Origin of the sequence: Dysgonomonas mossii DSM 22836 (genome assembly GCF_000213575.1) — a bacterium.
Lineage (GTDB): Bacteria > Bacteroidota > Bacteroidia > Bacteroidales > Dysgonomonadaceae > Dysgonomonas > Dysgonomonas mossii.
Genome location: NZ_GL892009.1, coordinates 228,735 through 241,766, shown reverse-complemented (window position 1 = coordinate 241,766; position 13,032 = coordinate 228,735). Strand labels below are relative to the sequence as shown.

Sequence of the window (13,032 nt, the reverse complement as noted above, 5' to 3'; positions counted from 1 at the left end):
AAGGATCAATATAGTTATGAAAGAATTAACATTCAAAGGCTTTACTCCAAATACTTTTCAGTTTCTCAAAGAACTGAAAGAGAACAACTATAAAGAATGGTTTGATGAGAATAAGCATGTGTATGAGAAAGAGTTGTTGAATCCATTAAAGGCATTGGTTACGGCATTGTCTCCCGCAATGCATAATATCGATCAGTCTTTTGAGTTGCGTCCCCACCGATGCTTATCGAGGATATATAGAGATACACGTTTTTCGAAGAATAAAGATCCCTATAAAGATTTTATGTGGATGGCTTTTCAGATACCTGTAACAAACGATATATGGAAAGACTATCCGGGATACTTTCTGGAGATATCGGCTATCGGGTATACGCTTGGCTTAGGGCTGTTTCAGCCAAAGAAAAAAGTGATGGATGCTTTCCGTGATGAAGTTACTTATGATGCTGAGGAGTTTCAGCGAATCACTCAACAGTCGGTATTGGATCGGGGGTATATAATAAATGGAGAGGAATATAAGCGACCTATACCTAACGATCTGCCTGAGTACTTCCAACCATGGATACAACGCAAAGGGATATGGGTAAGTAAGACAAGACCTGTAGGAGAAGAGTTATTTTCTGCTGACTTTGCTAATTTGATAAAAGACGATTTTCTTGCGATGGAATGGTTATACAACTTTATGAAGGAAGCCACTCAGATATAATCTGATAATAGGAAATTATAGTAATAAATCTAACAAATATAAATCAATATCAATGAATAAAATTAGAGCAGCTATTGTAGGTTACGGAAATATTGGACAGTATGTATTGGATGCAATTATTGCTTCACCCGATTTTGAGGTGGCCGGTATTGTCCGTCGTGATCCATCAAATGTGCCTGATGAACTAAAAAAATATCAGGTCGTACAATCAATAAAAGAATTAAAAGATGTGAGTGTGGCTGTGCTTTGTACTCCAACTCGCAGCGTTGAAGAATATGCTAAAGAGTGCCTTGCATTGGGTATCAACACGGTAGATAGTTATGATATACACGGTGGTATTGTAAATTTACGTCGTGAGCTGGATGCTGTGGGCAAAGCAAATAATACGGTATCTATCATATCAGCAGGATGGGATCCGGGTACAGACTCTATGATTCGCTCCATGTTTGAGTTTATGGCACCTAAAGGCGTGACATATACTAATTTTGGTCCGGGTATGAGTATGGGGCATACTGTTGCCGTAAAAGCTATTAAGGGAGTAAAGGCGGCTTTGTCGATGACTATTCCATTGGGTACAAGCATTCATCGTCGTATGGTGTATATTGAGGTTGAAGAGGGCTTTAACTTTTCTGATGTAGCGTCAGCAATAAAAAGTGATGATTATTTTGCTCATGATGAAACACATGTGATGCAGGTTGAAAATGTAGACAACCTGAAAGATATGGGACATGGCGTGAATATGGTGCGTAAAGGGGTGTCGGGTGCAACTCAGAATCAGCTCTTAGACTTTAATATGAAGATCAATAATCCGGCTTTAACAGCTCAGGTACTAGTTGCTTCGGCAAGAGCAACAATGAAGCAAGCGCCGGGAGCTTATACAATGATAGAAGTTCCTGTTATTGACTATATATATGGAGATAAAGAGGCTCTAATCAAGAAACTGGTGTAATAATTATATTAGGAAGTCTGCCCCAAAAGTTAGGTCTCCATTTATTTTTATTATAAACAGGCGATTTGCTTTTGAGGCAGACTATCAAAAATCATTAGACTTATAATCCAAACTGAAATATGATAACCTTTCCCAATGCAAAAATAAATTTAGGGTTGAATATAGTATCAAAGAGACCTGATGGATATCACAACCTTGAAACAATTTTTTATCCATTAGCAATAAAAGATGCTCTTGAAATCATTGTAAAAGATGGGCAAGGTAAGGATACTTTTTTTGAATCAGGAATTAAGGTCGATGCAGAACCCGAAACAAATTTAGTGATGAGGGCACTCTCCTTAATGCGAAAACATTATGATTTTCCATTTGTGGAAGTCCATCTATTAAAGAAAATTCCGTTTGGCGCAGGTTTGGGTGGAGGATCTGCTGATGCATCATTTATGCTTAAGCTGCTGAATCAAACTTTTCAGTTGAATGTGTCTGATGAGGAACTAATCAGATTGGCTGTTCAGCTTGGTGCTGATTGTCCCTTCTTTATATATAATCACCCCGTATTTGCCACAGGAATAGGAGAGGTTTTTCAAAAGGTTGAATTGTCTCTCAAAAACTATTATTTTGTACTGATAAAGCCAGAGGTACATGTCCCAACAAAAGATGCTTTTGCTTTGGTTTCTCCCAAACAACCAAAACAGTCTCTGATGGAAATCGTAAAACTGCCTGTTGCAGAATGGCGAGGTTTGATGGTAAATGATTTTGAGGAAAGTGTATTTGCTAAATATCCGGCTATAGGTGATATAAAAAATAGTTTATACCAGCAGGGTGCACTGTATGCTTCAATGTCGGGGTCTGGTTCATCTGTCTATGGTATTTTCAGCGAACAAGTTGAGGCCTTGGAATCTGTTTATAAGAACTGTTTTTGTCAACAAGGAAAATTCGAATACTAAAAATAGGAAGGGCTGTGATGCTCAAAATTGGAGCATTAAGATTAATTATAGATAAGCAATGTTTGCCGGACTTTTACTTCCAGAAATAAAATTGTACCTTTGATAGCTATTTTTTTAATGAAATATTACAAAACTAGCGATAAATGAAGAAAGTATTATTGTTCACTATTCCAGTCGTTTGTGTCTGTGTTTTAGCCTTTGTGTTATTGTCAAATAATAGCCATAGCGAAACAGAGTCTAGAGTTCCTTATGTATTATCTATGACGAAATCTATAGAGATTCCGGAGAAGGTTAATTTTGCAGGGGAGGAGATAAAGCTTGACCGATACGATCTTCATGAGAGATTCGATAGAGAGATAAACGGATTTACATACTTACATTCGACGACGTTATTACTTATAAAAAGAGCGAATCGATATTTTCCTATTATTGAGCCGATCTTAAAAGAAAATGGAATTCCTGAAGATTTTAAATATCTGGCGGTAATAGAAAGTAGTTTAGACCATAGAGCAGTATCCTCTGTCGGTGCTGCCGGGCTATGGCAGTTTATGCCAAAAACCGCACCCGGATATGGATTGGAGGTTTCTTCTGAAGTGGATGAAAGATATTCGATCGAAAAATCAACTCGGGCTGCATGTAAATATCTGAAGGAAGCTTACAGCAAATATCGCAGTTGGACAAGTGTGGCAATGTCGTACAATGCCGGACAGGGGCGTATCAGCGGAGAGCTGGATAAACAGCAGGTTGACGAAAGTCTTGATCTGTGGCTCGTTTCTGAGACTTCACGCTACTATTTCCGGATGTTGGCTATAAAGTTGCTATTTGAAAATCCTTCCAAATATGGATTTATCCTCACAGAAAAAGATCTGTACAAACCGATTGAATTTACAAAAGTTGAAGTAACAGAATCGATTCCCGATCTGGCATCTTTTGCAAAAGAAAAAGGGTTGACATATGCACAATTGAAAGATTTTAATAGTTGGCTGAGAGATCGTAAATTAACAATTTCGGCTAAAAGCCAAAGTTCATATACAATTCTTATTCCTACACAGGAATCATTATACTACAAGAAAGGTAGTAAGGTAAGAGTCCATGATAAAGCATGGATTTCGCATGACTAATTAAAATATGCATAATTAGACAAGGAGCGTTTGGAAATTTGATGGAGACAACTATACCCGAAGAAAAAGACGTCATAAATGTATATGGCGCACGTGTTCATAATCTTAAAAATATTGATGTAGAAATTCCACGAGATTCCCTTGTTGTGATTACAGGGCTCAGTGGTAGTGGGAAATCATCATTAGCATTCGATACTATTTTTGCAGAAGGCCAAAGACGTTATATAGAAACGTTTTCGGCTTATGCGCGTAACTTCTTGGGTGGTATGGAGAGACCTGATGTAGATAAAATTACAGGTCTGAGTCCGGTAATATCTATAGAACAGAAAACAACAAACCGTAACCCACGATCGACTGTAGGAACAACCACCGAAATATACGACTTTCTTCGCTTGTTATATGCCCGTGCGGGAGAAGCTTATTCTTATCTCACCGGGGAGAAGATGGTTAAATATACCGAAGACCAAATCTTAGAGCTTATTCTTGAACGTTATATCGGGAAGAAAGTATATTTGCTTGCTCCTGTTGTCCGCAACAGGAAAGGTCACTACAAGGAATTGTTTGAGCAAATAAGCAAAAAAGGCTATTTGACAGTACGTGTAGATGGTGCAATTCGTGAAATTATACCGGGTATGCGTCTTGATAGATACAAGATGCACAGTGTGGAAATCTTGATTGATAAGTTGGCTGTTTCCAATAAATTTGCTGATAATCTCAAAACTAGCTTGCGCACAGCAATGAAGCAAGGTGATGGACTGATAATGATACAAGATGTAGATACAGGTGAGGTAAGGCATTTTAGCCGCCAACTGATGTGTCCGTCTACAGGGTTATCTTATAGTGATCCTGCTCCGCATTCATTCTCATTTAACTCGCCACACGGCGCTTGTCCTCGTTGCAAGGGGTTAGGGATAGTGAACAAAATAGATATGGAAAAGATTGTGCCGAAACCACAATTGAGTATCTATGCCGGAGGTATAGCCCCATTAGGAAAATATAAAAACTCTTTGTTCTTCTGGCAGATAGAAGCTATCTGTGAGAAACATGGCGTTACTATTAAGACACCAATCAAAGATGTTCCGGAGGAAGCGATAGATGAAATCATGTTTGGAACAGAAGAGCGTTTGCAAATTAAGAACGAGTCTCTAGGAAGTTCTAATTATGTAGTCGCTTTTGAGGGCGTTGCCAAATATATTGAAATGCAGCAGGATAGTGATTCTTCTGCTTCGGCACAAAAATGGGCAGAACAGTTTATCAAAACAGATGTCTGTCCCGACTGTAATGGACAACGATTGAGTAAAGAAGCTCTTCATTATAAAATAAATGATAAGAATATAGCCGATCTTGCCGAGATGGATATTCAGCATCTCTACGAATGGATACAAGATATGGATGTGCATATTTCAGAAAGACAAAAGCTGATTGCCGGAGAAATAAAGAAAGAGATCGTATCCCGCTTGTCCTTTTTGTTAGATGTCGGTCTTAATTATTTATCTCTAAATCGTCCATCCGTATCCCTTTCGGGTGGTGAAAGTCAACGTATACGCTTGGCTACACAGATCGGATCTCAACTTGTAAATGTACTTTATATACTCGACGAGCCTAGTATCGGACTTCATCAGAGAGATAATACAAGGCTGATAGATTCGTTGAAAAAGTTACGTGATACAGGCAATTCTGTCATTGTAGTAGAACACGATAAAGATATAATGTTGGAAGCGGACTATATTGTAGATATGGGGCCTTATGCCGGCAGGCGAGGAGGGAAGGTTGTTTTTGCTGGTACTCCTGACGATATGCTGAAAACTAATACAATGACAGCTAATTATCTGAACGGTAAGCTTGAAATTGAGATACCTAAGAATAGACGCAAAGGCAATGGAAAGAAGATTACATTAAAAGGTGCAACCGGACATAATCTTAAGGGGGTGGATGTTTCCTTTCCCTTGAATACCTTTATTTGTGTTACGGGTGTTTCGGGCAGTGGAAAGTCGAGTCTCGTAAATGGAACATTATTACCTATTCTGAGTCAACATTTGTATCGATCTTTGGCCGATCCGCTACCTTATAAGACTCTTGATGGGATAGATCTTGTAGATAAGGTGATAAGTGTAGATCAATCGCCGATAGGACGTACTCCACGTTCAAATCCGGCAACCTATACGGGCGTTTTTTCAGATATAAGAAATCTATTCGTTAATCTTCCTGAATCCAAAATAAGGGGCTATAAAGCCGGACGTTTCTCTTTTAATGTGAAAGGTGGGCGTTGCGAAGTGTGTGGAGGTAACGGGTACAAAACCATTGCAATGAATTTCTTGCCTGATGTATATGTGCAATGTGAAGAATGTCATGGAAAACGCTACAATAGGGAAACGCTAGAGGTACGATTCAAGGGGAAATCGATAGCAGACGTTTTGGATATGACCATCAATATGGCTGTAGAGTTCTTTGAGAATGTTCCTAATATACTGCATAAGATTAAAGTATTGCAAGAAGTCGGACTTGGCTACCTAAAACTTGGACAGCCGTCAACTACATTGTCCGGTGGGGAATCTCAACGAGTGAAACTCGCAACCGAGTTAGCCCGTACAGATACCGGAAATACTATATATATATTGGATGAACCTACTACCGGCTTACATTTTGAGGATATACGGGTTTTACTCGGAGTACTTAATAAGCTTGTTGATAGAGGAAATACAATAATCGTTATAGAACATAATCAAGATATAATAAAAAGTGCAGATTACATCATCGATATGGGACCTGATGGTGGAATTGGAGGTGGAACTGTGGTTGCTTATGGTAAACCCGAAGACATTGTGAGAAAGGGTAATAGCTTCACTTCTGAATACTTAAGAAAAGAAATAAGCAAGTGAAATCGCTAAATAGGATTAATTTCGAAAAAAAATAGATATTATCTATTGTTAATGTGTAAAATTTACTATCTTTGCTGAGCAAATAGAGATAATATTAATTTTTGAGATAAATACAATCGAGTCAGGTAAAATCACCGCTTCAATAATGAAGGATCGCTTTGTTATTTACAATCAAAAATACAATATAAAGAAACACAGAGTTGGTTCCTGAAATACATTTGAACCAAGTAATCAGGCTGCAATCAACTCTATTGTGTAGTTTTGTAAAGTTTGTGTTAAGGTTGGGAAGTCTGCGAAGGTGATTTCGCGGACTTTCTTTTGCACAAAACGAATCTACAGCATAATCCTACTTCTTGGAGAAAAGGTTATATCTATATTTATTTATCTGAATTCTGAAGGTAAGTTGTTAGCCAATACTTATTTATTGGTCTATTTTGCTTTTTACAATCTTAATGCTAGCTTCTACTTCTTTTCTTAGGTCAGAATCATTATTTTCATTTAACATTTCTATTACAGTTTGGTAATCTTGCAGCGCATTATTGTATTCTTCCATCTCATAATAAGTATTTCCTCTATTATAATAAGCTATTGCTGAATTTTCAAGCTTTAAGGCTTTGTTATAATCAAGTATGGCTTTGTCGTAATGTTCAAGTTTTTCATATACTAACCCACGATTGTTATAGGCACTGGCATAATCGGGCTGTAAGTCTATTGTTTTATCAAGATCTAACAAAGCTTTATCGTATAGTCCCATATTGCTATATATTGAGCCTCGGTTATAATATGACATCGCGTCTTTGGGATCGAGGTCTATAATGTCGGAGCATACATTCAATGTACGTATTTCATCTCCCATCTGATAATATGCTGTAGCGAGGTGTACATAGGTCTTCAATAGCACCTTGTTTCGCCATTCGGTATCTTTTTTATATTTCTCATCATTATTTATGCGTTCGATGAGGGTATTTAGCATATCTACTTTCTGTTGAGGAGTATCTAACTTTTTTAATGCAAAATATAGATCATTGTTAAATTTAACTAAGCTCTTTTCTCCTTTCTTTTTCCGGCGTGCTATTAAGAAAAACATTAAGGCAAATGATAATAACATTATCCCGAACATTGCTATAATACCAATTATACCTATATTTACAAACCAAGACGAGTTACACGAGGTAAACATTAAAGACAACGATGATATATATATGATCCTCATTTTAAATAGAATAAAGTATTGATACAGTTTTAAGCGGCTTCTTTTGCAAATTTAGATAAAAAGATCAATTATAGAAACTTTCGGACAAAAGCTATTGAGCATTTTGGTCTTGAATATATAAAATTAGTAGATTTGTATCGTTAACCTTTCTTAATTCAGTATGTCTCTAAAACTACATGCGCGTATAGATCAACACATGGACGATTCTGACTTATTCTTTTTGATACAGAAAAGCAATAAGGAGGCTTTTACTATCGTATATAATAGATATCATAAACAATTGTATCTATTAGCATATACATATCTGAAAGATAGAGATATGTCGGAAGATGCCATTCAGCATGTTTTTTCTAAATTATGGGAATTTCGTAAGGATATTAAGATTAAAGCCAGCCTAAAGAATTTTCTTTATACTATTACGAAAAACTATATACTAAACCAGATCAGAGATAATAATACTGCTATAAAAAAGAATTATGAGTTAGCTCAATCTACAGAATCTTATGAAGATAACCTATTGGATATTATTGAACAAAAAGAATTAATGATGCTTTTCAGAAAAGCCTTGGAAATGCTGCCTCTACAAAAAAAGCAGGTTTGTTTATTAAAAATGGAAGGAGAATTATCGAATCAAGAAATTGCTGATAAAATGGAAATTTCTATCCATACGGTAAAGACTCATTATGCGCAATCAATTAAACTATTAAGAGCCCACTTAGAAAAAATGTTAATAAGTATTTTATTTATCATTCTTTCATAGGTTATGTGTGTCAATATTATATGAAAATGCTAACATATTATATTATAATTCGTATTAAAAATGGAAAGACCATCTGAAGAAACTATCAGAAAAGTTGTTGATGGTATTGCAACACTCGAGGAAACTGCAACGGTAGTAGAATGGTTTGCTACCGAGGAAGGACAAATGTATCTGTCTCATGAGATAGATATGCGTTCCTATAATGCAAAAGAAGGCTACGAAGAGCTTTTTGTTGATCATGAAATTCCATCAGATAAAATGTTTAATGAAATACTTGCCAGGGAAAGGCGGCGAAAATTGCGTCGTACAATATACAGAGCTGCTGCTATTGTCATACCATTTATTTTGTTGCTCGGATTGGGGTGGCAGGTAAATAAGAAAGTAGATCTTTTTGGTAAAACAGAGTATGTTGATGTATATGTACCTAAAGGAGAGCGGTTACAGGTTATGTTTCAGGATGGTACAAAAGCGTATCTGAATTCGGATACTCATTTGCGTTACCCTAAAAAATTTAGTCTGTTTGACAGAAAAGTTTTTTTGAACGGTGAAGCCTATTTTACAGTAGATAAAAACCCTGACAGACCATTTATTGTACAGATGGATGATGATATGGTAAAGGTTTATGGTACAGAATTCAATGTCAAGGCATATTCTACCAGCAACCTAATATATTTAGCTTTGGATAATGGTAATATAAGCCTTATCCCTTTTGCAAAAGGACAATATTATATAAAGCCGGGAGAAAAACTTGCTTATGATAGAAAAACCGGTGAATGTAGAATTACGAAAAATGAAGATACCGGCTTTGTTTCGTTATGGAAAAAAGATATTCTCGCATTTAAAGATACGCCTCTAAAAGATGTTATTGCAGATCTCGAACGTTGGTATAATGTCTCTTTTACAGTAGAAGATAAGCGAGCTTATATTTACTCATATACCATTGTTTCGGAGAACGTATCATTAGAGAAAATTTTAAAAGACTTAGAAAAGATCTCTCCTGTAAAATTTACTCTTGATGAAAACACGGTGATTGTCAGCATGTAATAGCCCTACTAAAATAAAATTATAAAAAAAATACACTTCCTAGTCATACTTTTTTTATCCTCGTGGGTCTATTATGTAAAGGACCTATTTTTTAACCTTAAAAAATGTAAACTATGAAACGTGTAATTTTAGCTTTTCTGGTTATGTTTCTGTGTACGACGATAACAGTGTCTGCACAAAAGGTAACTATGAATCTTCAGCAGGCGAAGCTGGAAAAAGTTTTATCAACAATTGCCGAACAGACAGGTTATACTTTTGCATATAGCCAGCCTGTAGTCAATACCGATAGAATTGTAAGCATTGAGGTAGCAAACTCAGACTTGCCTCAAGTGTTGCAGAAAGTTTTTTCTGGAACAAACATCTCTTACGAAATAAGAGACAAAAAAATCCTTCTTTCTGAAAAGAAAGACGTTAATCAGGACCCCAAGACCACACAACAAACTCAAAAAATTACAGTAAAAGGAATTGCTCTGGATGAGGCCGGAGAACCTTTGATTGGTGCCAGTGTGTCAGAAAAAGGCACAACAAATGGAACGATGACAGGAGTAGATGGCGATTATAGCTTGACGGTTCCGGCAAATGCTACATTAGTTGTCACTTTTGTAGGATATCTCTCTCAGGAGATTCCCTTGAATGGTCAGAAGACAGTCGATTTCACCCTTAAAGAAGACTCAAAGATGCTTGATGAAGTTGTTGTAACAGCATTAGGTATAAAAAAGAAAGAAAAATCTTTAACTTATTCGACTCAAGTTGTCGGAGGAGATGAGCTGACAAGGACTAAGGATCCTAATATGATCACAGCCCTGGCTGGTAAAACTGCAGGGGTTCAAATTAATAGGAGTGCTTCAGGGTTAGGAGGTTCAGCTAAAGTTGTTATTAGAGGGAATCGTTCCGCATCAGGAAATAACCAGCCTCTTTATGTAATTGATGGTGTTCCGATGAATAATGCGATTACAGACCAAACTTCTACTTCGATTGGAGGTACTAATGACGCCGGAAATCGTGACGGAGGTGATGGTATATCTAATCTGAATCCAGATGATATTGAATCAATGAATATACTGAAAGGACCATCAGCGGCAGCTCTCTACGGAAGTCAGGCTGCTAACGGTGTTATCGTTATTACAACAAAGAAAGGAAAAGTGGGACGTACATCGATTAGCTTTAACTCTAATACAACATTTGATAATGCAGCTTATGGTATTCCTGATTTTCAAAATACTTATACTGGAGCAGAAAAGAGTTGGGGTGATAAGATAACAAAAGGTTCAAAGTCGGACTATACGGGAGAATTCTTTAATACTGGAGTAACAACCATAAACTCAATTGCTTTAAGCTCCGGTTCGGAAAAGATGCAAACATATTTCTCTTATGCAAATACTTACGGTAAAGGAGTTATTGAGAATAATACTCTGAATAAACACAACTTTAACTTTCGTGAAACAGCAAACTTTTTCGATGATAAACTAACACTTGATGCTAACATTAATCTATTATATCAAAGGTTAAATAATGGGTCTACTCCAGGGGGATATTACATAAATCCATTGGTCGGTCTATACCATTTTCCAAGAGGTGGCGTTCAGGGAGGCGAGTCGTTCGATTATTATAAGAATAATTATCAGCGTTTTAACGAAAGTCGCAACCTATATGTACAGAACTGGTATGGTGGATTCTCAGATATGGATCAGAATCCTTATTGGTTAGTGAATAAAACCCCAAGTGAAGATGTAAGATTACGTACTATTGCAAACCTATCTGTAAATTACAAAATAACTAAAGACTTGAATATTCAGGCAAGAGGTACAGCTGATTATATATCAGATAAATATAATCAGAAGATGTATGTAGGGACTCATAACAATCTGGCTGGAGAAAATGGCAGATATATTACTTACGAAGCAACAATGCTAAGTACTTATGCCGATTTGTTAATGACTTATCAGAAAAAATTAAATGATAAATTTTCAGTATCTGCATCCTTAGGTACAAGTATTACAGATCAACGTAATAAGTCGCTTCGATTAGACTCTCGTCCTAGTACCTTGTTCTTCCCTAATGTATTTACTGTTGCAAATATGGACCTGAATGGAGGTTATATTACAGAAGAGGATCTACATACTCAATCGCAATCTATCTTTTTTGCAGGACAAATAGGTTTTGCAGATTGTTTATTCCTTGATGTTACAGCTAGGAATGATTGGACTTCCACATTAGCATATACCAAAAGTGTAGATAATGGTTTCTTTTATCCTTCAGTAGGTCTGACATGGGTTATTAATGAAGCTGTTAAGCTTCCAGAATTCATTAGTTTTGGAAAAGTCAGAGGTTCTTGGGCAAAAGTAGGAAACGGTTTGCCTCCATATATTAGCCATCCAATCAATTCGATAGGTGCTGGAGGTTCTCTAATTCAAAATGGCTATGCTCCATTTACTGAATTGAAACCCGAGATGACAAAATCCTGGGAATTTGGTACAGAATGGAAATTCTTGAATAACCGAATTGATTTTGATTTTACATTCTACAAAACGAATACAACAAATCAGTTGTTTACGATGCCTGCACCTTCAGGATCTGGTTATTCCTACTATTATATTAATGCAGGGGACATCGAAAATAAAGGTATAGAAATCGTATTAGGAGGTAGTCCGGTAATGACTAATGATTTTCTTTGGAAAACTTCAGTAAACTTTGCAAAGAATAGTAATAAGGTAAAAGAACTTGCTGAAGATCTGGATTTCTTTAAGTTTGGAGATCAAAATTCAAATAACTATCAGATGCGTTTATATAAAGGGGGAGCTTTTGGAGATATTTATGGTAGAACATTTGCTAGAGATGATAAAGGAAATATCTTGTATAACGATCAAGATCTTCCTTACGCATCAACAGGCGATTTTGAGAAAATAGCAAATAGTGCCCCTAAATTTAATTTAGGTTGGAGTAATACATTCAAATATAAAGACTTTACATTATATTTCCTTATAGATGGACGTTTTGGGGGCGATGTATTATCAATCACTCAAGCTGATCTTGATCTGTATGGTGTGACTAAAAGGACAGGAGATGATAGAAATAGAGGATATGTGAACTTTGATGGTAAACAAATCAAAGATGTAAAAGGGTTCTATGATGCTGTTGGCGGACGTAGTGGTATTACTGAATATTATGTGGAAAGTGCTACAAATATAAGGTTGAGAGAGCTATCCTTTGGCTATAGATTACCAGCAAAACTGTTTGTTAATAAGTTTGTAAGAGGTTGTGAACTTTCATTTGTTGGAAAAAATTTATTCTTCTTTAAGAATAATGCGTCGTATGATCCAGATGCATCTTTATCTACCGGAAATAACTTACAAGGTATAGATGTTTTTGGTATGCCATCATTGAGATCATTTGGATTTAATTTAAAATTAGACTTCTAA

9 protein-coding genes are annotated in these 13,032 nt (G+C 36.3%); 8 read left to right on the top strand and 1 reads right to left on the bottom strand.

Annotated elements, in window-relative coordinates:
- Positions 1-16 precede the first annotated feature (16 nt).
- From HMPREF9456_RS13735 to uvrA, 5 genes are all read left to right on the top strand, one after another.
- Positions 17-703 carry a DUF2461 domain-containing protein gene (locus tag HMPREF9456_RS13735; protein ID WP_006844148.1) on the top strand — a complete coding sequence of 229 codons (687 nt, stop codon included), beginning with the start codon at positions 17-19 and terminating at the stop codon, positions 701-703.
- A gap of 52 nt (positions 704-755) precedes the next feature.
- A complete protein-coding gene (locus tag HMPREF9456_RS13730; protein ID WP_006844147.1) occupies positions 756-1,652 on the top strand; it encodes a diaminopimelate dehydrogenase in 897 nt (298 codons plus the stop codon).
- Between the two features lie 119 nt (positions 1,653-1,771).
- Positions 1,772-2,596, top strand: coding sequence for a 4-(cytidine 5'-diphospho)-2-C-methyl-D-erythritol kinase (gene ispE, locus HMPREF9456_RS13725; protein WP_006844146.1), 825 nt, complete (start codon positions 1,772-1,774; stop codon positions 2,594-2,596).
- A 143-nt stretch (positions 2,597-2,739) separates the two neighbouring features.
- A complete protein-coding gene (locus HMPREF9456_RS13720; protein ID WP_006844145.1) occupies positions 2,740-3,717 on the top strand; it encodes a lytic transglycosylase domain-containing protein in 978 nt (325 codons plus the stop codon).
- 41 nt (positions 3,718-3,758) lie between these two features.
- Positions 3,759-6,596 carry an excinuclease ABC subunit UvrA gene (uvrA, locus tag HMPREF9456_RS13715; protein ID WP_006844144.1) on the top strand — a complete coding sequence of 946 codons (2,838 nt, stop codon included), beginning with the start codon at positions 3,759-3,761 and terminating at the stop codon, positions 6,594-6,596.
- 421 nt (positions 6,597-7,017) lie between these two features.
- Here the strand turns inward: uvrA and HMPREF9456_RS13710 are convergent, their stop codons facing one another.
- Positions 7,018-7,683, bottom strand: a complete 666-nt coding sequence (locus HMPREF9456_RS13710; RefSeq protein WP_245531031.1) for a tetratricopeptide repeat protein — start codon at positions 7,681-7,683, stop codon at positions 7,018-7,020.
- 286 nt (positions 7,684-7,969) lie between these two features.
- Between HMPREF9456_RS13710 and HMPREF9456_RS13705 the strand changes: the two genes are divergently transcribed.
- The 3 genes from HMPREF9456_RS13705 to HMPREF9456_RS13695 all read left to right on the top strand — a co-directional run bounded on the left by HMPREF9456_RS13705 (position 7,970) and on the right by HMPREF9456_RS13695 (position 13,032).
- Positions 7,970-8,569 (top strand): RNA polymerase sigma factor, encoded by a 600-nt coding sequence (locus HMPREF9456_RS13705; protein WP_006844142.1) that lies wholly within the window; start codon positions 7,970-7,972, stop codon positions 8,567-8,569.
- A gap of 60 nt (positions 8,570-8,629) precedes the next feature.
- On the top strand, positions 8,630-9,613 hold the full coding sequence (locus HMPREF9456_RS13700) for a FecR family protein (protein WP_006844141.1): 984 nt from the start codon (positions 8,630-8,632) through the stop codon (positions 9,611-9,613).
- A gap of 113 nt (positions 9,614-9,726) precedes the next feature.
- A complete protein-coding gene (locus tag HMPREF9456_RS13695) occupies positions 9,727-13,032 on the top strand; it encodes a TonB-dependent receptor (protein ID WP_006844140.1) in 3,306 nt (1,101 codons plus the stop codon).